This is a genomic window from Actinomadura sp. 1N219 (assembly GCF_044326405.1).
GTDB lineage: Bacteria > Actinomycetota > Actinomycetes > Streptosporangiales > Streptosporangiaceae > Spirillospora.
Genome location: NZ_JBIRAY010000013.1, coordinates 40,362 through 61,143, shown reverse-complemented (window position 1 = coordinate 61,143; position 20,782 = coordinate 40,362). Strand labels below are relative to the sequence as shown.

General features: G+C 69.5%; 14 protein-coding genes and 2 pseudogenes. 4 read left to right on the top strand and 12 right to left on the bottom strand.

Annotated features, from left to right (window positions below; genetic code table 11):
• Window positions 1-46: 46 nt before the first annotated feature.
• Window positions 47-1,900, bottom strand: coding sequence for a hypothetical protein (locus ACH35V_RS32695; protein WP_395978411.1), 1,854 nt, complete (start codon window positions 1,898-1,900; stop codon window positions 47-49).
• Window positions 1,901-2,666: 766 nt separating this feature from the next.
• Here ACH35V_RS32695 and ACH35V_RS32690 point away from each other — a divergent pair.
• Together ACH35V_RS32690 and ACH35V_RS32685 are read left to right on the top strand one after the other, a co-directional pair.
• Window positions 2,667-3,006 (top strand): annotated as a pseudogene (locus ACH35V_RS32690) (transposase); the annotation flags it as partial.
• A 536-nt stretch (window positions 3,007-3,542) separates the two neighbouring features.
• The gene (locus ACH35V_RS32685; protein ID WP_395978409.1) at window positions 3,543-3,926 is read left to right on the top strand and encodes a hypothetical protein; all 384 of its coding nucleotides are present in this window, start codon (window positions 3,543-3,545) and stop codon (window positions 3,924-3,926) included.
• Window positions 3,927-4,407: 481 nt separating this feature from the next.
• On the opposite strand, the gene cydC is transcribed toward ACH35V_RS32685, so the two are convergent.
• The 4 genes from cydC to ACH35V_RS32665 are packed head-to-tail and all read right to left on the bottom strand — an operon-like array spanning window position 4,408 to window position 10,189.
• Window positions 4,408-6,066: a thiol reductant ABC exporter subunit CydC gene (gene cydC, locus ACH35V_RS32680; RefSeq protein ID WP_395978407.1), complete on the bottom strand. Its 1,659-nt coding sequence runs from the start codon at window positions 6,064-6,066 to the stop codon at window positions 4,408-4,410.
• Complete coding sequence (gene cydD, locus ACH35V_RS32675; protein WP_395978405.1) at window positions 6,063-7,676, bottom strand: thiol reductant ABC exporter subunit CydD; 1,614 nt, start codon at window positions 7,674-7,676, stop codon at window positions 6,063-6,065. The genes cydC and cydD overlap by 4 nt, the downstream gene beginning before the upstream one ends.
• Before the next feature lie 8 nt (window positions 7,677-7,684).
• Entirely contained in the window at window positions 7,685-8,773 is a 1,089-nt protein-coding gene (gene cydB / locus ACH35V_RS32670; protein WP_395978403.1) for a cytochrome d ubiquinol oxidase subunit II, read from the bottom strand.
• Window positions 8,774-8,794: 21 nt separating this feature from the next.
• Entirely contained in the window at window positions 8,795-10,189 is a 1,395-nt protein-coding gene (locus ACH35V_RS32665; RefSeq protein ID WP_395978401.1) for a cytochrome ubiquinol oxidase subunit I, read from the bottom strand.
• Between the two features lie 188 nt (window positions 10,190-10,377).
• On the opposite strand from ACH35V_RS32665, the gene ACH35V_RS32660 reads away from it, so the two are divergent.
• Entirely contained in the window at window positions 10,378-11,226 is an 849-nt protein-coding gene (locus ACH35V_RS32660) for a cation:proton antiporter (protein ID WP_395978399.1), read from the top strand.
• Window positions 11,227-11,388: 162 nt separating this feature from the next.
• On the opposite strand, the gene ACH35V_RS32655 is transcribed toward ACH35V_RS32660, so the two are convergent.
• The 7 genes from ACH35V_RS32655 to ACH35V_RS32625 form a co-directional block, all read right to left on the bottom strand.
• Window positions 11,389-11,922: a hypothetical protein gene (locus ACH35V_RS32655; RefSeq protein ID WP_395978397.1), complete on the bottom strand. Its 534-nt coding sequence runs from the start codon at window positions 11,920-11,922 to the stop codon at window positions 11,389-11,391.
• A gap of 146 nt (window positions 11,923-12,068) precedes the next feature.
• A complete protein-coding gene (gene nrfD, locus ACH35V_RS32650; RefSeq protein ID WP_395978395.1) occupies window positions 12,069-13,160 on the bottom strand; it encodes an NrfD/PsrC family molybdoenzyme membrane anchor subunit in 1,092 nt (363 codons plus the stop codon).
• Complete coding sequence (locus ACH35V_RS32645) at window positions 13,157-14,152, bottom strand: 4Fe-4S dicluster domain-containing protein (RefSeq protein ID WP_395978393.1); 996 nt, start codon at window positions 14,150-14,152, stop codon at window positions 13,157-13,159. Before ACH35V_RS32645 ends, nrfD begins: the two co-directional genes overlap by 4 nt.
• Window positions 14,152-17,466, bottom strand: coding sequence for a formate dehydrogenase (gene fdh, locus ACH35V_RS32640; RefSeq protein ID WP_395978391.1), 3,315 nt, complete (start codon window positions 17,464-17,466; stop codon window positions 14,152-14,154). Before fdh ends, ACH35V_RS32645 begins: the two co-directional genes overlap by 1 nt.
• Window positions 17,467-17,705: 239 nt before the next feature.
• The gene (locus ACH35V_RS32635) at window positions 17,706-18,044 is read right to left on the bottom strand and encodes a TraR/DksA family transcriptional regulator (RefSeq protein ID WP_395978389.1); all 339 of its coding nucleotides are present in this window, start codon (window positions 18,042-18,044) and stop codon (window positions 17,706-17,708) included.
• Window positions 18,045-18,132: 88 nt separating this feature from the next.
• A complete protein-coding gene (locus ACH35V_RS32630) occupies window positions 18,133-19,569 on the bottom strand; it encodes a sugar porter family MFS transporter (RefSeq protein ID WP_395978387.1) in 1,437 nt (478 codons plus the stop codon).
• 499 nt (window positions 19,570-20,068) lie between these two features.
• Window positions 20,069-20,239 (bottom strand): hypothetical protein, encoded by a 171-nt coding sequence (locus tag ACH35V_RS32625; RefSeq protein ID WP_395978385.1) that lies wholly within the window; start codon window positions 20,237-20,239, stop codon window positions 20,069-20,071.
• 260 nt (window positions 20,240-20,499) lie between these two features.
• On the opposite strand from ACH35V_RS32625, the pseudogene ACH35V_RS32620 reads away from it, so the two are divergent.
• Window positions 20,500-20,742: pseudogene (locus ACH35V_RS32620) on the top strand (hypothetical protein); the annotation flags it as partial.
• Between the last annotated feature and the right edge of the window lie 40 nt (window positions 20,743-20,782).

The window sequence follows — 20,782 nt, the reverse complement described above, 5'->3', positions numbered from 1 at the left end:
GCGGACCCGGTCGGGTCCGCCCCACCACCAATCGGCCTGCGCTCGGTCAGGGCTTGGGCACGGTGCAGCTCACAGTCGCCGCGGTGGCGTCGCAGTGCTCGAAACCGGGGGTGCTGACCCAGTACTCGTCGCGAATCATCAGCCTGTACTTCTGGCTGAAACCGCCGGAGAACGCCTGCATCGACTGGGTGTTCATCCAGTTGGACATCGAGGAACGGCCGCAGACCTCCTTGAACGTCGGTGCCGGCTTGCGCTCATCGTCATACAGGTGCCACTCGTCCGTCTTGATCCGCGTGGCATATGTCTGCAGGCACTGGTCGCCGGACGACACGGGGTTCAGGCCGCCCTTGGACGACGGCATGCCGGCGGAGTTGTAGGAGGCGGCGAAGGCGTATTCGTCGCAGCTGGGCACATCGGTATCGGTCAACGGCGTTGTGTCGGGGTGACCGTGCTTTCTGGCCCAGCCCGACGGGCAGATCACCTTGCGGTTGTCCGCCGGGTTGGGGCTGGTGGTGTCACCCGGTTTCGGCGTCGGGAGGAAGAGCATCGGCTTGTTGTGCTGTTTACTGCCAGGGTGGCTGGGGAGTTTGTCCCTGATCAGCCAGGCGTGCGCCGTGGCGACGGGGAATTTCTTGGTGTTGAAGGTCCAGGTGGGCGTGTATCTCGGGAACACACAGCCCGCCTTGGCCGAGGAGATGGTGTCGCAGCGTATCGTCGCGTCGACAGCCATCCAGTTCTGCGACTTCTGCTCCCCTGTTTCCCGTGTCCGGGTGGTGTTCGGCTCAAGGTTGATGAAACTGGAGAGACCTTCTTGGTCGGCGTTCCTCCAGGTGTGGGAGACGATGCCTTCAGCGGTGTGCATGTCACCGGGAAGCCATACCCGAAGTCCTTCCCAATCCGCGGATCCCGAGCGTGACTCGCAGTCCGCCAGGCATACGAAGTCGACGCCGAGGTTGACCGCGAAGAACGGGTCGACGGGATCCACCGGCACAAGGGACATCTTCTCGCGGATAATGCCGCTGTCCGGAGAGAGTTTGTACTGCTGGAGGACGTTCCACGTGGCGTGGAGGACGACCGGCTTGTTATCTATGACCTTGACGGCTTCGGCTTTCACCCCGAGGTTGATGCACGCTTCATACCGTTTGATGTAAGAGCCCGGCGGGTTGTCGGGACACCAGTCCACCAGGTCAGGGGATCTGGTCCGTTTCTTGGGCGCCTTTATATTGGCATCGGGCACGATACTCAGGCAGATCTGCTCCGTGGTACCGTCACAGCCCGGCTGCTTTCGCCCGTCTCGGTCCAGCGTGAACGGTGGTGTCGTGACAATGGGTTGGTTGATCTTCTGTGGCTGCTGGTACGCGTCCTGGTCCAGTGTGGGCGCGTCCATGTCGGGCGCGGGCAGTTTGATGTCCACGACGCGGTCACGCACTTTGAACTTCGCCCAGGGAGACCAGGCGGTCTCGTACAGGCTGCCGTCGTAGGCGGACGTGCGGAAAATGTAGATGGCTCCCGGCTTCAGCTTGCCGGAGGGGACCGTGACCTGAGCGGTCTTGCCTGAGGCGACGTAGTCGGAGACCAGGACGCCGTATTCGTTGTCGTCCGTGAGTTTGACCCGATCTTTCGGCTTTCCAGCCGCCTCGGTCGTCCAGACCTCGAAGGTCAGGTTCACCTTGTCGCCGTCCGCGTCGGTGACGGTGTTGCGCAGGACGGTCATCGAGGTGTTGACCTGCCATACCCCGTCGGTCTGGGTAAAGGTGGGGCCGGCTTGGGGATTCTTGCCTGATACGGGACGGCTGCCGCCCGCGGCCTCGTTCTCCGGCCCGGCCGCCGGCCGGTCGGACGGCGCCGTCCCAGGCACGGGGACGGGGGTGAGGCCGCTCCCAGGTGCGGCGGTAGCCATCCCGGCCCCCCACAGGAGAACGGCCGCTGCGCAAAGGGCTAAGAGGCCCAAGATGCCTGGTCGCCCGGTTCGTCTGAACACTTACTCGCCTCCTTGTTCATCCATGACATGAGTTAAAAGGCATGCCTGAGCTAAGCCCGAATCGATAATGATCACAGGCCAAATCGAACTGGTCAGATTGCTTTTGGCGGTAATGGAATCCTGGCGGGTGGCCTGCTAAGGCATGGCGGTACTCAACCCACTTGCGCTCTCGAAAGCGCCTGGCTTGGTGGGGCCGGCACGACTGGCGGAGCCATACGTGTGATGTTCGAGGGAGTCATTTTGCGTGTCGCAGGTAAGCTAACCCGCTCTTGATCACCGATCAAGTGGTTTCATCCGCTCGATTAAACACCGGCCACAACCGCCGCGACCGTCAGTAACAATCTGCGTCACCAGAGTGATCGCCACTGTCATCGGCCGGGACAGAGCATGGCCCGAATTTGGCCTTGACTCGACCCTTGCAGTGTTGTGACCAGTCAGTCTTCTCGTCGGGAAAATGCATGAAGAAGGTGTGTTCGGTTCGCATTAACCGGCTTCCAGAGAGTCATGATGTCCGGATGCGGCCCCACCGTTTGATCTCGTGTACTGACCCTGCTACTGGGAGGGCCTAAGAGCGTGTCTCATGTGGGGAGCTTGGTGAGTTTCTTGTAGCAGGTGATGGCGGCTGCGAGGACGAGGAAGGCGTTGAACAGGTGGCCGTGGCGTTCGTAGCGGACGGTCAGGCGCCGGTGGCCGAACAGCCAGGCCCCCAGTCGACCGGGGGCAGGAAGGGCAGCAAACTCCACGTGCTGTCCGATGCCGCCGGGCTCCCGCTGGTGGTCGCGGTCTCGGCCGCCAACGTCCACGACAGCCGAGCGCTCAAACCGCTGCTGATGGCATTACCGGCGATCCGGTCCCGGCGCGGACCGCGCCGCCGGCGTCCGGTCAAGGTCCGCGCCGACAAGGCATACCACTCCGCCGAGCATCTGGCCTGGCTGCACAGACGCGGGATCGTGCTACGCATCGCCCGGGCCGGTGTCGAGTCCAGCGAGCGGCTCGGCCGCCACCGCTGGAAGATGGAAGGAACGCATCAGGTCGCGGAGGGCGGTGGCGTCCGCGGGATGGCCGAGGGCGGTCTGCTCGGTGAGCTGGATCTGAGCCATGCATTGTCCGAACGTGCGGGCCAGCACGACCTCGCATGGACCACTGACGCGCAATCGCTAGCCGGGCATGTTTGCTCGTTGTCTGCTCGGCGGCTTTGAAATAGACCGGCACGGGGCGGGATAGAGTGGCATGGGAATAGTGCTGCATGCGGACAGAGCGACACAGGCCAACCCCGAGAGTGCTGCTCTGGTACGACAATTCCGGACTTTTAATCCGTAGGTTGTGGGTTCGAGTCCCACGCAACCCACCCACGTTGACCAGGGCTAACAAAGAAAATGCCTGGTATGCCCGCCGCCGGTTCCGTCCCGGTTCGTTCCCGTGTTGGCTCGATGTTGGCTCGGCGGCTCGATCCGGGCCCGCTCTGGCCCCAGACTGTGCACCCAACACCCTCATCAACACCCGATGCTCCAGACTGCCCGGGTCCACCCGCCTCGGGCAGCCATACCTGAACACCAAGTCGTTGCAGCAGCGGCGCCGGCTCAATGAACTGATCACCAGAGAGCGCCCGCTCGTGCTCACCGACCACCACCGCATCCAAGCCGCACGCCGGAACATCCAGCGCCGACAGCAACGCGCCGGCCTGCGGACGCTGCGCCCACGGCAACCGCCGCGAACACCCGGCATCGAAGAACTCCGCCACGATCACACCCCGGCCCGCGACGAGCTGGTCAGCAGCCTCACGCTGACAGCCGGACGACGACGCCCGATCCTGATACTCCACCGTCGACATCCGCCCATAGAACGCAAACCGCAGGCCCGGCGTCCGCCACCTCGCCCGACCGATCCGATCCCCGAACGCCACAACGTCCTGCCGGCGCACCGCACCTGCTACACCCGTCACTAGCCCTCCCCGCCCCGCCGTCTCGGCCCACCTCCTCCGACGAGCCGGACCAGCCTCCATGACGCCAAACCAGGAAAGATCTCCACATAGTCAGCGATAGGCGACCAAGAACCCAACAAACAATGTTCGGGCGGCATCGTTACGCAGTCAGAGGTAAGACCCAAGTCCTCCAACCGCGGCGAGTCTTCGCTGCGATCTGGCGAGACGCCATCCTCCACTAGAGGCTGCTCCACCCGGAACTGGGGCAGGGCGGAGCAGAGATGGGAACAGACGCCTCCGCCGCATCGGCGCGAGCGGCGCTGCACACGCTAAGGCAAGCGGATGTGGCGCGCCTTCGCTATACAGGCTGGCTGGAAGCGCGCCCGCTTTGTGACCCACCAGGTCCTCCCGCCAGCGGACCGGTTCACCGAGCAACTGGGCGGGCTCGGCGATGGTCGCCGCCGGTCTCCCAATTGGGGGAAGTAGGCGGCACACGGTACTTGATCTAGCGGTCCCGGGCAGTCGGTCGGAGGTGCAGGGTTTGGTCGACGGTTCCGGGTGGGGGTGGTGTGTGGGTGATGAGGAGGATGCCTGTGTCGGACGGTTCGTCGAGGATGTCGTGGAGGAGTTCGCGGGCGGTCGTCTGGTCGAGGTGGGCGGTGGGTTCGTCGAGGATCAGGAGGCGCGCGCCGGACAGGAAGGCGCGGGCCAGGGCGATGCGCTGACGCTGGCCGCCGGAGACGCGGGCGCCGTGTTCGCCGACGTGGGTGTCCAGGCCGTCGGGAAGGCTCGCGATCCAGTCGGCCAGGCGGGCGCGGTGCAGCGCGTCGGTGATCTGGGTGTCGGTGGCGTCCGGCTTGGCGAGGGCCACGTTGGCGCGGATCGTGGTATCGAAGAGGTGGGCGTGCTGGTCGATGAGGCAGATCGCCTGGCGGATGTCGTCTTGTGCGTAGTCGCGCAGGTCGTGCCCGTCCAGGTGGATCGCGCCCTGGTCGGGGTCGCGGAACCGGACCAGCAGGTGCGCGAGGGTGCTCTTGCCTTCGCCGCTGGGGCCGAGGAGCGCGATCCGGTGGCCGGGGCGTAGTTCGAGGTCGACGCCGTCCAGGATCCAGGGTGATTCCGTGGTGTAGCGGGCGCGGACGCCGCGGGCCTGGAGCAGGTCGCCGGGGGGTGCGGGCAGAGGGTGGGGCGGGTCGACGGCGGGGGCTGGGCGGGCGGTGAGTGTGTGGAGGCGGGTGGCGGCGCAGTGTGCGGTTTGCAGGTCGCGGGCCGCGTCCGGGAGGGGGCGGACGGCCTCGAACGCCGCCACGACGGCCAGTGCGAGGGCGGCGAGCAGGACGCCGGGCAGTTCGTCCCGGTGGACGGCGTGCAGCCCGGCGGTCAGGACGGCGAGGGAGGTGGCGGCGGTGAGGAGGGTGACGGATGCGGAGGTGAACCCGGCGGTGCGGGCGTCGCGGCGTGCGATGCGGGCCAGGGCGGTGTCGGCGGTGGCGATCCGGGCGAGTTGGTCGTCGACCCCGTCGAAGGCGATCAGGTCGGGTGCGGCGTGCAGGAGTTCGACGGTCTCGGCGTCGCGTGCGGCGCGTGCGGCGGGCTTGCGGGACGTGGCGGCCCGTGTCAGGGCGGCGGATGCGGCGGGCAGGACGAGCGCGGCCGGGAGCAGGCCGAGCGCCAGGCAGAGCCCGGCGGCGGGGAGCAGCGATGTGGCGGCGGCGATGGATCCGGCGCCCACGGTGAGTGCGACGAGCGGCGGGGCGAGCCCGCGCAGGTACAGGTGCTGGACGGCGTTGACGTCGCCGACGAATCCGCTGAGCAGGTCGCCGGACCGGGTGCCCGGCAGCCCGGCGGGGACGAGCGGTTCCAGCCGCCGGAACCACCGGACCCGCAGCTCGCGCAGGAGCCGCAGGCTGGTGTCGTGGGAGAGCAGGCGTTCGGTGTAGCGGGACAACGCCCGGGACAGGCTGAACGCGCGCACCGCGGTGATCGCCATGGCGAGCGTGACGATGTCCGGGCGGAGTGCGGCGCGGGAGATGAGGTAGCCGGAGGTTCCCATGAGCGCGACGGCCGAGCCGGTGGCGAGGGCGCTGCAGAGCGCGGATGCGGTGAACCGGTGTGCTACGGGACGGGCGGCGGCGAGCATGGCCCGGGTGGGGTGGCCGCTCATGTGAGGGCGTCCGCGCGGGATGCGGCTACGTCGATGACTTGGTCGGCCCCTGACGCCAGTTGCGGGTCGTGCGTGGCGACCAGGATCGTGCGTCCGGGCAGGGTGAGGAGCGTGTCGGTCACGCGCCGGGCGGCGGCCGCGTCGAGGTGGGCGGTGGGCTCGTCCAGCAGCAGGAGCGGCGCCGGGCGGGCCAGTGCCCGGGCCAGGGCGAGGCGGCGCAGCTCTCCGGCCGACAGCCCGGCGCCGGCCTCGCCCACGGTGCGGTGCAGCAGCGGCCCGGCGCCGACGAGGTCGGCCGCGGCGGCCGGGCTCAGCTCGCCGGGCTCGGCCGGTGTGATCGCCTCCAGCACGGGGCCCGGACGCAGCCGCGGACGCTGCGGGAGCCAGCCGACCAGCCGCCGCCATTCGTCCGGGTCGAGCGCGGCGAGGTCGGTTCCCGCGACGGTGACGAGCCCGGATGACGGCTCGATGAAGCGCATGAGCAGGGCCAGCAGGGTGCTCTTGCCGGTGCCGCTGTCCCCGACGAGGGCGGTCCGCCGGCCGGGGCGGATCTCCAGGGATATGCCGGTGAGGACGGGCGGGCCGTTGTATCCGGCGGTGACGTCGTCCATCCGGATGGTGCCGAACCGGGCCGGGTGTGGGCGCGGGGGCGGTGATACGGCGGGGGGCAGCGCGAGCAGGGCGGACAGCCGGCGGGAGGCGGTCAGGCCGTCCGCGGCGGCGTGGAATTCGGCCGCGAGCGCGCGCAGCGGTCCGTACAGCTCCGGGGCGAGGACCAGGATCGCCAGGCCCGCGCGGAGCCCGAGGTCTCCGGTCGTGAGCCGGAGCCCGATGCCGACGGCGATCAGTGCGGTGCCGAGGGTGGCGGCGAGTTCCAGGACGAACGCCGACAGGAACGCGATCCGCAGGACCCGCATCGTCTCGCGCCGGTAGCGGTCGGTGGTCGCGGCGATGGTGGCGGCCTGGGCGCGGCCCCGGCGGTGGGCGCGCAGGGTCGTCAGGCCGTTGACGACGTCGAGGAAATGGGCGCTCATCCGGGCGAGGGCCTGCCACTTCTCCCGGGTGCGTGCCTGTGCCGACTTGCCGATCAGCGCTCCGAACAGCGGGATGAGCGGCAGCGTCACGGCCATGATCAGGGCGGATGGGACGTCGTGGAGCGCTACCCAGACCAGGATCGTGGGCGGTGCGAGCGCGGCCGTCATGAGTTGCGGCAGGAATCGGGCGATGTAGGTCTCCAGTGCCTCCACGCCGTCGGTGGTGGCGGTGACCGCTTCGCCGGTGGGGACGCTTCCCGGACGGGTCCGCACGATCCGGTCCAGCACCCGTCCGCGCAGGGTGCCGGTCATCCGGGACGCGGCCGCGCGGGCGCCGGTCTCGGCGGTCCAGCCGATCGCGGCGCGGGCCGCGCCGATCGCCGCGAAGCAGAGCAGGGCGGGCAGGAGGTCTCGCACGTCCTGGTGTTCGAGGTATCCGGCGGTGACGATGTCGGCGAACAGCACGGCCTGGGCGATGGTGAGCGCCGTCGAGGCCGCGGCGAGGCCACCGGCCGCCAGGAGGAAGCGGGGCAGGCCGGGGACGTCGCGCGGCAGGCAGCGATCGAGTGCCCGCATCCGGCGGCCTACTCCCCGCTCCCGGACGACGCGCCACCCCGGTTTCGGGTGATCATGTGCAGCGGGGTCGGCGGGTGGGTGAAGTCGGCGCGCGAGAGCCGGGCCCGGAACACCCACAGCGCCCAGACCTGGTAGACGAGCACGATGGGCACGAACACGGCGGCGATGATCGTCATCGCGACCAGCGAGTAGTGGTTGGAGGCCGTGCTGTAGATCGTCAGGCTCGGCGAGCCGTCCGTGGACGACACCATGACGCGCGGGTACAGCCGGGCGAACAGGGCGGCGACCAGCAGCACGGTCGCGATCGACGTGCCCGCGAACGCGGCCAGGGGGCGTCTCGCCCAGGCCAGCGGCCCGGACGCGGCACCCGCCGCGAGGCTCAGCCCGAGCAGCACGTACACGGGGACGGGGTAGGGCGCCGACGAGGCTCGGACGGCGGTCCAGGTGATGAACGCGATCAGCGGCAGCGCCGCGACCGGCCACAGCGCGAGTGCGAAACGCCGCGCGCGTTCGTGCAGTTCGTCCTCGGTGCGGACGGTGAGGAACAGCGCGCCGTGCAGCGCGAACACCGCCACGAGCGTGGCCCCGGCCAGGACCGAGTATCCGGTGAACAGGCCGCCCTCGCCGCCGGTGACGTCGCCGCGGCGATCCATCGGCACGCCGTTGGTGATGGCGCCGAACAGCAGGCCCAGCAGGAACGGGGTCACCGCGCTGGCGATCGGCAGCGCGAGGTCCCAGCGGCGCCGCCAGGTGAGGTTGTCGTGCTTGTTGCGGTACTCGATCGCGATGCCGCGCACGATGAGCGCGAACAGGATCGAGAAGAAGATCAGGTAGAAGCCGGAGAACATGCTGGCGTACCAGCCGGGGAACGCGGCGAAGGTGGCGCCGCCGGCCACGATGAGCCACACCTCGTAGCTGTCCCACACGGGCAGGATCGTGGCGAGCAGCGCGCGCCGCCCAGGATCGTCGCGGCCCAGGACGGGGTAGAGCATGCCGACGCCGAAGTCGAAGCCGTCCAGCAGGAAGAACCCCATCCAGAGCACCGCGATCAGCGCGAACCACAGCGTCTGGAGGTCGAAATGCCCGACGGTGTCCATGGTGATGCGCCTCTCGACCTGTCAGTAGACCATCGGGGGCAGGGCGTCCTGGCGGGTCAGTTCGGGCGCGGGACGTTCCGGGCCGTTCCTGATCGTGCGGAGCATCAGCCAGCCCATGATCGCGGCGAGCACCCCGTAGAGGGCGGCGAACCCGGTCAGCGTGGCGATCACCTGGCTCTCCCCCACCCTCGGGGAGGCGGCGTCATGGGTCCTCAGCAGACCCTGGACGATCCACGGCTGGCGTCCCATCTCGGTGAGGATCCACCCGGCCGTGTTGGCCAGGAACGGCAGGCCGAGGAACGCGTAGGCCGTCCAGGCGAACAGGCGCGGCCACCGCCATCGGCGCCGGCGGGTGAACCATAGCCACGCCACGCTGAACAGCAGGACCAGGAACCCGATGGCGAGCATCACCCGCCACGACCAGTAGATCGCGCCGACGATCGGCGTGTACTCGCCCGGCCCGTACCGCCGCTGGTACTCGCGCTCGATGTCGTTGATCCCCTGGATCTCGCCGTTCCACTCGCCGGTGGCGAGCACCGACAGGCCGTGCGGCACGGCGATGTCGACCTCGGACCGCTCAGGGCGCTTCTCCCAGGGCCCGATCGCCAGCAGCGACAGCGGCGCGGGCGCCTTCGTCTCGTACAGCGCCTCGGCCGCGGCCATCTTCATCGGCTGCTCCTTGACCAGGATCTGCGCCTGGTAGTGCCCCACGCCGATCACCACGACCACGGCGACCGCCGTCGCCCACAGCGCACCGCGCGCCGCGGACCGGAACAGCGTCGCGTCGCCGTCCTCCCGCCCGCGCAGCCGGTACGCGGACACGGCGATGACCAGCAGCCCGGCCGTGACCAGCGAGGCGCCGATCGTGTGGAGGAAATGGGTGATCTGCAACGGCTGCAGGAGCACCTCGCCCAGCGAGTTCATCTCGGCCCGGCCGTCCTTGATCGCATACCCGACCGGATGCTGCATCCACGAGTTCGCCGCCAGGATGAAGTACGCCGACGCCGTCGAACCCGCCGCCACGATCCAGATCATCGCCAGGTGCAGGCGCGGCGACAGCCGGTCCCAGCCGAAGATCCACACCCCGAGGAACGTCGACTCCAGGAAGAACGCCACCAGCGCCTCGATCGCCAGCGGCGCCCCGAACACCGACCCCACGAACCGGGAGTACATCGACCAGTTCATGCCGAACTGGAATTCCTGCACGATCCCGGTGACGACGCCTATCGCGAAGTTGATCAGGAAGAGCTTCCCGAAGAACCGCGTCATCCGCAGGTAATGCTCTTTTCCGGTGCGGTGCCAGGCGGTCTGCATTCCGGCGACGAACCACGCCATGCCGATCGTGAGCGGCACGAACAGGAAGTGGTAGACGATGGTGACACCGAATTGCCATCGGTCCAGAACCGGCGCGTCCACCAATCTCCCTTCCCGTCGTCGGAGCCTTCGACGGCAGAACAGTGATGGAAGCCGCCCCAACGAGATGCATTGACCACAGTTCCCGCGACGGCCGCAGCCGAAAGGCGTCCCATAGTCAATCGTTGATCAAGTTGCGCCCGGGATGACCGCGCCGATGAACGCCGGCAGCCGGCGATCTCACTCGCCATGTGCGGCCCGGCCGTGGCCGGGTAGGTGGAGCGAATCTGCGTCCGATCGTCAGTTTGTCCGTGCTGCTCGTGCTGGTCACCGCGTTCGCCGTTGGCGGGCTGGTGACCCTGGTGGTGCCCGGCATGCCGTTGGCGGTCGGCATGGTCCTGGGCGCCGCGGTGGCGCCGCCGGATCCGGTCGCCGCGCTGTCCATCGGCCGCCGGGCCGGGCTGCCGCCGCGGCTGATCACGTTGATCGAAGGGGAAGGGCTGCTGAACGACGCGACCGCCCTGACGACGTATCAGGTGGCGGTCGCCGCGGCGGTGGGGGGCGGATTCTCCTGGGCGGTCGCGTCAGGCCGGTTCGCGCTGGCCGTCGCCGGCGGCCTGGTCGTGGGAGTGCTCGTCGCGTTGGCGATCCGGGCGGCACGGCCGTGGCTGGGCGATCCACTGATCGCGAACGCCGTGTCCCTCGCGGCGCCGTTCGTCGCCTACCTGCTCGCCGAGGAGATCCACTCCTCCGGCGTGCTCGCGGTCGTGGTCGCGGGTCTCATGGTCGGGCACGACGCCGGACGAGAAGAGACCGGGGCATCGAGGCTGCAGACCGGCGCGGTCTGGCAGTTCGTCGAATTCCTGCTGGAAGGACTGGTGTTCCTGCTCATCGGGCAGCAACTGCCGAGCATCTGGCGAGGACTGCAGGCCCAGCCGGTCGGCGACGTCATCGCGGCCACCGCGACGACCGTCGGTGTGGTGCTGCTCGTCCGCCCGCTGTGGCTGCTGGTCACCCATGCCGGACGCTTGCCCGACTCGAGCCTGCGCGTCCTCCGGCGCGAGCTGGATCACGAAGAACGAACGCTAGTTGATCTTTGAGGTCCGCTCCCTTCGCCGACCTCCTTCTCACTGCCAGGCCTTTTCGGTCCCTGCCGCGTAGTCGGCGAACGCCTTGCGGGTCCGGCGTCCATTCGCCGCTGCGTGATCCTTTGGCCTCTCTCCGTGGCTCCCCGATCGGCCCCGGATCCGCCACGTGCGGCACTATTCGGGCTCCATCAGGTCCCAGACGGCTGCTGTGACGATGCCGTAGGCCAGGTGCGGTGCCAGGTCGGAGAGCCACGAGCTGACCGGCCAGGTGCGCGGTTCGGTGACGCCCAGCACGACCATGGGGCCGGTGGTGCCGAGGTTGGCGGTCAGCCCGGCGACGATGCCGCGCGCTATGAGCGGTGCACCATTGAGTTTGGGGGCCGCGAGCCCGTAGAGCGCCCCCACGCCAAGGCCGGAGCCGACCCCGAGGAGAGCACCGATGGCCGAGCGGCGATTTTCGACCCCATCGTCGTCACCGTCCTTGACCGACCGCGTGATACCGAGCAGCCGTTCGCTCTTGCGGACCGTCTCGGCGGGAGTGCTGCTGGCCGGGCGCGCGCGCAGCGCCATGTCCAGGTAACCCACGACGTTGAGCGCCGTGGTCCCGGCCGCGCCCGCGGCCATCCCCGTCAGAATCCGATTCATGCGGCCGTCCTGCCCGGAACGGATGGCATTACCCCTGCTGGTGCCGGTGAACGTGCAGGTCATTGACCGCTGCCGGACCCGGACCCGGCGGGGGCGCAAGGCCCCCGCGACCTCTCGGCGACGATCAGTGACCACGTCGCCGTCAAGACCTCCCCTGCCGGTCTGGGGAATCATGCGGCGCCGTCGTGCTGTTGTTCGGCCGCTCCCGGTCAGCGGGCGGTGGTGATCGAGTCGTGGGTGATGCCGGCCTGGCGACGGGCGGCGAGCCGGTTCTTCTGCGGTTCGACGGTGTAGCGGGGGTCGCGGGCCGAGGCGATGCCGGCGTCGAAGACGCCGAACCGGGTCAGTGCCGAGGAGGCCATCAGCGCCAGGCCGGAGGCCGCCGCGACACCGCGGTGGTGGCCGCCGAGCGCCGTCCCCGCTCCCCCGGCGATGGTGAGCGCGTGGCTCCAGCGCAGCATCCGGCCGGACCTGCCGCGGTGCAGCGGCTCGGCCGCTACCGGGTCCATCCGGTGGTGCATCACCTTCGTGGCGACCAGTTCGGCGGCTGCGCCGAGCAGGGCGAGGCGGCGTGCGGGGACGGTCTCGGCGGCCGGGGTGGTGATCATTGCCAGGCCGCCGGCGGCGAGGGCGGCCGAGCCGACGAACACGAAGGGAAGTTCGTGGCGGGCGGCGTTCCATGTGGGGGTGGCGGTGTCGCTGAGAAGCATTGCGGTGTAGGCCGCCAGCAGGGGTCCGAACAGGGCGGCTGCGAGCCCGGCCGGTGCCTCGGCGGCCCGCAGCGCCGCGCGGAGCGGGCCGAGCGGAAGCCGGGCGGCCGAGAGCCGGTCGATCTCGGCGACGGTGGCGATCCCGGTTCCGGTGCCGAAGGCGCTCAGGATCCAGGTTCCCATGTTCATGGGCGAGGTCGGTTTGACCGTGCGCATCATGTTGAGGAACCGCTCGGGGCGGCCCAGGTCCATGACGAGGGCGGCGCCGCTCAGCCCCACGGCGGCCAGCGCCGACAGCCGTGCGTTGCGGCGCAGTGTGGGACGTCCGGTCAGCTGGGCGCCTGCGGCGAGCAGGCCGGAGCCGCCCGCGAGGCCGCCGAGGAAGAGGTAGGCCGCGATCTCGTGGCTCCAGGGTGCCGGCTTGACCACCGGACGCCCGTAGTAGGAGGAGAACTCGGCGTCCGGCACCATCGGCATCTCGCGGGAGCCATCGCCTCCGCCTCCCGCGCCTCGGCGCCGCTTGCGGCGTTTCCCGCCGCGCGGGCCGGTGGCCTCGGGAGGGCGCAGGCCGTCGAATTCGGAGGTGCTCACGAGCGTCCCTTCCAGAAGGCGAGGACGGCTGCGGCCGCCATGGCCGCCGCGGCGAGGCCGGTCCGCCGGTACATCTGCGGCAGGTCGGCGGTCGGGACGCGCGGGTCCGGTGGCAGGCCGTAGACCTCCGGCTCGTCGAGCAGCAGGAAGATCGAGCCGGTGCCGCCGACGCCGTCGTGGTCGTTGGCGCCGTAGAGGCGCGCCTCGGTGAGCCCCTGTGCGTGCAGCCGGGCGAGCCGTTCGCGGGCCTGGACGACCAGTTCCGCGCGGTCGCCGAACGTGATGGAGGTCGTCGGGCAGGTCTTCGCGCAGGCCGGTGTCTGGTCCTCGCGGATGCGGTCGTAGCAGAGCGTGCACTTCTGGGCGATGCCGATCTTGGGCACCTCGGGCTGCTCGCCCTTGCGCTCACCGCGCTCGGCGGTCGGCGCGGCGGTGCCGTCGGTGCGCCGTTCGATCACGCCGAACGGGCACGCGGCCACGCAGTAGCCGCACCCGTTGCACACGTCGTCCTGCACCACCACGGTGCTGAACTCGGTGCGGAACAGCGCGCCCGTGGGGCACACGTCCAGACATCCGGCGTGGGTGCAGTGTTTGCACACGTCGGAGGACATCAGCCAGCGGAACTCGGGCGTATCGGGTGGCGCCGTGTCCGCGCCGACGGGGGCGGTGGCGTCCGGTGCGCCGATGCCCGGCATGCCGAGATCTACCAGGGCGCGTCCGGACGCCCGTGCCCGTTCGATCCGGTCTCGGCCCTGCTCGACGAAGGCGACGTGCCGCCAGGTGCTGGCGCCGAGCCCGCCGGTGTTGTCGTAGGAGGACCCGAGCAGCGCCAGGTCGCCGTCGCGCGGGTTCCGGTTCCACTCCTTGCAGGCCACTTCGCAGGCCTTGCAGCCGATGCAGATCGAGGTGTCGGTGAAGAAGCCCTTGCGGGGTTGCGGGTCCGTCCAGCGTGCGTCGGCGGCGGGGTCGGTCGGCCCCGACAGCTGCCCCATCAGCTCTCACCCCTCGGATCGTCGGTGGGGTCGGTGATCCGTGCGCGGCCGGTCTCGATCGTCGCGCCGGACCGGGTCTGGTACTCCTCGACCAGCCGGAGCAGGTCCGCGCCGCGCGGCCGGCGTCCCGCCCGGATGTCGCAGGACCCGGCCTTGGACTCCTGGATCAGCACGTTGGGGTCGAGGGTCACGCCGATCAGGTCGTTGGCCGCGTCCCCGCTCACCACGGCGTCGGCGCTCACGCCCCAGTGGTAGGGAAGCCCGACCTGGTGGACGGTCCGTCCACCCACCACCAGCGGCGTCATCCGCTCGGTGACCAGCACCCGCGTCTCGATGGCCGCGCGTGGCGAGACGATGGTGGCCCAGCCGTGGTTCTCCAGCCCGCGTTCGGCAGCCAGTTCCGGGGACACCTCGCAGAACATCTCCGGCTGCAGCTCCGACAGGTAGGGCAGCCAGCGGCTCATCCCGCCCGCTGCGTGGTGCTCGGTGAGCCGGTAGGTCGTGAACACGTACGGGTAGACACCCGCGCCGGGCTCGCCTGCGCTCGGCGCGCTGAGGTTGTCGGTGCGCGCCAGCGTGATCCGGGCGGGATTGCGTTGCTGGGGGTAGAGCGCGTTGGCGACCGGTGACTCCTGCGGCTCGTAGTGCGTGGGCAGCGGCCCGTCGACCAGGCCGCACGGCGCGAACAGCCAGCCCTTGCCGTCGGACTGCATCACGAACGGGTCGTCGCCGGCGAGCGCGGCGGAACCGCCGAGTTCGGGATCGGGACGGCTGCCGGGGGCGCGGTCGGGCACGAAGTCGACGACGTCGTCGCCGACCCAGCGGCCCTGCTCTCGGTCCCACCAGACGTACTTCTTGCGCTCGCTCCACGGCCTGCCGTCCGGGTCGGCCGAGGCCCGGTTGTACAGGATCCGCCGGTTGCCCGGCCACGCCCAGCCCCACTCCAGCGCCGCCGGGCCCTGCTCGCGGCCGGGCTTGCGGCGGGCGGCCCGGTTGACTCCCCCGGCGTACACCCCGGTGTAGATCCAGCAGCCGGCGGCGGTGGAGCCGTCGGCGCGCAGCTCGGTGGGCGAGGAGAGCGTCCTGCCCGCGTCCGCGCCGGTGACGTGGTGGCCGTTGATCTCCGCCAGTACCGATTCCGGGTCGGGGTCGCCGTTGTCGTCGGCGGGGTAGTCCCAGGTGAGGTCGAGCAGCGGCCGGTCGCGCGGGTCGGTCGAGGCGGCCAGCCTCGCTCTGATCCGGCGGCCCAGCTCGATCATGAACCGCAGGTCGCTGCGGCAGTCGTCCGGCGGCGCGACAGCCTTGTGGCGCCATTGCAGCAGCCGCTGGGTCTGGGTGAACGACCCGGCCTTCTCCACGTGGCTCGCGGCCGGCAGGAAGAACACCTCGGTGGCGATGTCCTCGGTGCGCAGTTCGCCGGACGCGATCTCGGGGCCGTCCTTCCAGAACGTGGCCGACTCGATGAGGTTCAGGTCTCGCACCACCAGCCACTTCAGGTGGGACATGCCGAGCCGCTGCATCCGGCCGTTGGCCGACCCGACCGCCGGGTTCTGGCCGAACAGGAAATAGCCCTCCACCTGGTCGGCCAGCATCCCGGTCACGGTCTGGTAGGTGCCGTGCGGGCCGGTCAGCCGCGGCAGGTAGTCGTAGGCCCAGCCGGTTTCCGCGCGGGCGGCGTCGCCCCACCACGCTTTGAGCAGGCTGATGGTGTAGGCGTCGGCGTCGGCCCAAAAGCCCTTCTGTCGCTTGGACGCGATCGCCTCCAGGTATTCCTCGAACGTGTCGTGACGGCCCGCCTTGGGCATCGGCAGGTAACCGGGGAGCAGATTGAACAGCGTCGGAATGTCGGTGGAACCCTGGATCGTCGCGTGCCCGCGCAACGCCATGATGCCGCCGCCCGGACGCCCCATATTGCCCAGCAGCAATTGCAGGATCGCCGCGGTGCGGATGAACTGCGCACCCAGCGTGTGCTGCGTCCAGCCGACCGCGTAAGCGAAACAGGTGGTCCGGTCCCGGCCGGAATTCTCGGTGACCGCACGCGCCAGATAGGCGAAGTCTTCGAGGCTGATTCCGCAGACGTCCCGGACCATTTCGGGTGTGTAGCGCGCGTAGTGCCGTTTGAGGATCTGGAACACCGTCCGCGGATTTTGAAGGGTCTCATCGCGCTGCACCCGGCTGTGGCCCAGGACCGGACCGCCCTCGCCGTAATGGTCACCGCTCGCGCTGGCCGAGGCGTCGGCGCCGTGCTCCAGACGGCCACCGAGCGGCCGGGCGCGCGCCGTGCTCCCCTCGCCCTCGTCCTGTTCGGCGTAGGCCCAGGTCGACGGGTCGTAGTGGCCGGTCTCGGGGTCGAAGCCGGAGAACAGCCCGCCGAGGTCCTCGGTGTCGCGGAAGTCCTTATTGATCACGGTCGCGGCGTTGGTGTAGGCGACGACGTAGTCCCTGAACCACAGGTCGCGGGTGAGCACATGGTTGATCAGCGCGCCGAGCAGCACCACGTCGGACCCGGCCCGGATCGGGACGTGCCGGTCCGACACCGCCGAGGTGCGGGTGAAGCGCGGGTCGACATGGATCACCGTCGCCCCGCGGGCCCGCGCCTCCTCCACCCATTGGAACCCCACGGGATGGCACTCGGCCATGTTGGAGCCCTGGATGACGATGCAGTCGGCATTGGCCATGTCCTGCAGGGACTGTGTCGCGCCGCCGCGCCCGAATGACGCTCCCAGACTGGGAACCGTGGCCGAGTGTCAAATGCGCGCCTGATTCTCGATCTGGATCGCGCCGGCGGCGGTGAAGAACTTCTTGATGAGATAGTTCTCCTCGTTGTCCAGAGTCGCGCCGCCCAGGGCCGCGATGCCCATGGTGCGGCGCAGCAGGCGGCCCTTCTCGTCGCGCTGCTGCCAGGTTTTGCGGCGCGATTCCACGAACCGGTCGGCCACCATGTCCAGGGCAGTATCAAGGTCGAGGCGCTGCCATTCGGTGGCATGCGGAGCGCGGTAGAGCACGTGCGTCTGCCGTCCCGGCGAGTTGACCAACTGCTCGCTCGCCGCCCCCTTGGGACACAGCCGGCCGCGGGATATCGGCGAGTCGGGATCGCCCTCGATCTGGACGACCTTCTCGTCCTTGACGAAGATCCGCTGGCCGCAGCCCACCGCACAGTAGGGGCACACGCTCCGCACGACGCGGTCGGCGGTCGACGTCCGCGCGGTGAGGTCACGCGTCCGGGCGGACGTCACCGCCGGCCCGCGGCCGAGCAGATCACCCGACCGCACCTGCCGCACGACCGGCCACTCCAGGAAACGTCGACGTGCCACGCTCAAGCCAGCCCTTCCCAGCCCTATGTGCGGGCTCGCAGCATCTGTGGGCAGCGGACGTGTGTGCCCGATGGTCGTCCACCCAGTGGTACGGGAGTGCCCTTGAGGACAATGCCGGAAACCGGAATGAATCGGGGCCAGAGGAACGATTGCTCTTGATGGTGCACTCTTTTGTTTCTCAAGGGCCTGGCCTATCGAAAGGACTCCAGGAAAGATGCCTTGCTCCGGTGCTGAACAGCTCAGTTGCTGGCGCAGGCGAAGCAGGTGCGGGCGAACGGGCGCGCTTGGAGGCGCTCGGCCGCGATGGTGCCACCGCATTGTTCGCAGACGCCGTAGGTACCGTCGTCCAGCCTGCGCAGCGCATCGTCGATGTCGGCCAGGCGGTCGCGGGCGCGGGTCAAGGACGCCTCGATCCGGGAGCGTTCGAAGGCGATGGTGGCTCCCTCCGGGTCGTGTTCGTCGTCCACGTTGGCCTGCGCCGAGGCGTTGACGACGCCGTCCCAGTCGGCGCTCAGCGACGCCACGAGCTCCAGCGTGTCCTCGCGGTCCGCGAGCAGGCGTTCCTTCGCCGTTGCCACATCACCTCCAGTGTTCTGCGGTGCCACGTTTCTTCCAGACCGGGCCGCCGGGGAATCGGCCGGCTGGACGTGACCGGCGCTGGACGGCCTACCCGCCCTTCTCGGCCTGATGTCGACGCCTGAAGCGCTTTTGCAGCTCGCGGTCGACTTGAGCGAAGTCCCGTCCCTTGGTCTCCGGGATGTAGCGGCTGGTGAACAGCAGGCCGATCGCCGAGACCACCGCGAAGATCCAGAAGGTTTCGCCCTCCCCGATGAGCCCGACTATCGGCAAGAAGAGCAGGCTGATCGTGAAGTTGCTCGCCCAGTTCAGGGCGGTGCTGGCGCCGGACCCGGTCGCGCGTGCCTGTGGCGGGAAGATCTCGCCGATCAGCGTCCAGAAGACGGGGCCGACGCCGCCGGCGTATCCGCCGATGTAGAGCACCATGAACAGCAGCGTCGGGACCGAGCCCCAGTCCGCCACGAACGCCAGGCCGAGCAGCGCCATGGTGACCGCCATCACGGCGAACGAGACCAGGAGCAGTTCGCGGCGCCCGGCGGTGTCGATCAGCCGGATCGCGACCAGCGTCATGACCAGGTTGATGATGCCGATCGCGATGGAGTAGACGATCGAATTGGACGCGGTCAGCCCCGTCTTCTCGATGATCGTCGGCGCGTAGTAGATGATCGTGTTGATGCCGCCGAACTGCTGCGTCGCCGCCAGCACCAGTCCGACGATCAGCGCGGGCCGGACGCGGTCGGTCAGTAGCGAGCGCCATCCGGAAACGCGCTGGTCCTGCGGGGTCGCCCTGTCCTGCTCCTGCCGCAGCTGGTCGCGGCGCCGGAGCAGCTGGTCGGCGGTGTCCTGGTCGCTGACTCCGGCGATCAGGTCGCGGGCCTTCCGCCGCTGCCCGTGCGACAGGAGCCATTCGGGTGACTCGGGCAGCACCCAAATCGCCGAGGCGACCATCACCAGTGCCGGAATCGCGCCGACGGCGATCATCGCACGCCAGTTCCCGCTGCCGGCGAAGGCGAGGTTGACCATGTAGGCGACCAGGATCCCAAGCGTGATCATCAGTTGGTTCAGGGTGAGGAGCCGGCCGCGGATCTCCTTCGGGGAGATCTCCGACAGGTAGGGCGGGACGGTCGCCGAGGCGGCCCCGACGGCCAGCCCGAGGATCAGCCGGGCCGCGATCAGTACCACGTAGTCGGGTGCCAGCGCCGCGAGCGCCGTGCCGGCGACGAACACCGCTCCTTCCAGACCGAAGATCCAGCGCCGTCCGAGCCGGTCGGCGAGCCGACCGGACGCCAGCGCTCCCACCATGGCGCCCAGGACCAGCACGCTCACCACGCTGCCCTGTTCGAAGGAGTTCAGGTGAAAGTCGGTCTTGATGTACAGCAGCGCTCCGGAGATGACCCCGGTGTCGAAGCCGAACAGGAACCCGCCGACCGCGATCAGTCCGGCATGCCGCTTGATCTTCCGTATTCCCCAGTCCGGGATCTGCGCCAGGGGTCCCTCGGTGGTCGGCGCGGTGGAGTAGCCCTGCAAGTCACGCCCTCCTCGGCTCGGCGACGATCAGGGCGTCACGCCCAGAGAGCGACCACGACTTCAAGGAGCCGGTCGGACGCGATGTCGTTTCGGTGCATAAGGCGGATTGCCCTGTCGGCTTCCGTCGGACACGGCCTTGATCGCTCTTTTGGCTCGTCACGAACGAGTCTTGGGCCCGCCGGACGGCAGTTGTGCGGGGTTGATGAGTGTGCGGGCAGCGCTCGCCGAGCTGGCGGATCGGGCGGAGTCGCAGCTGCCCCAGGTGCTGTGCGTGTTCCGGTCAAGGCCCGCGGCGACCGTGCACCACGCCAGTGCGAGCGCGATCAGGGCTGTCCGGGGACCCGAAAGCGGCCGTCCCACCGGGCAGTCGGTGGAACGGCCGTTTCAGGTGCCGACGGGTTCAAGTGCCGGCCGTTCGGCGCGGGGACCGCTCAGTCGCGGCGGTCGTTCCCGCTCTGGTCCGTCCGGTAGAGCGTCGGCGGCGTCCGGCGCATGACGATCACCGGCGCAGCGTCGGTGGGAGCGGCTCGTCGTCCGGCTTGTGCTTGTTGACGATCACGCAGACCACGTCGGCCTCCGGGCCGATGGTGACCCGATCGCCCTCGACCTCGGAGGGCCTGACGGGGCTCAACCTGCGGGCGATCTCGGGACCGACCGTGTTCGACGGCACGAACCACGACGCCGCCGACTACTACCAGACCGAGGACTACGCCGCCGCCGGAGCGGCCCTGCGCGAGCTCGTCCTGAGCCAGTGCGAGGGGTCCCTGTCGGTGGTGAAGCAGATCGTCCCGCAGGGCAACGAGGGAGAGGACCCAGGACGGCGCGAACGCCACCTGCGTCGACCGCGTCACCGGCGAACAGGTTCCCGTGGAGAACAGGGCCACGGATGGGTTCACAGTGGACGTCGCGAGCGGCGCGTCGGTGACCTGCATGGTCTACAACCGGCCGGAGCGCGAACCGCCCACGCCCGAGCCGCCGCGCCTGACGCTCGTCAAGAAGGTTCACGGCGGGGAGGCGCGGCCGCAGGACTGGATCCTGTCCGCGGCGGGTCCGACCACGGTGCGGGGTCGTAGCGGCGAGGACGCGGTTACCGGCCGCGTAGTCGAGCCGGGAACCTATGTTCTGTCGGAGGACGGTCCGGAGGGTTACCGCTCTTCGCCGTGGCGCTGCTCCAACGCCGCAGGCGGGGGCGGACGCCTTCAAGGAACGCTAC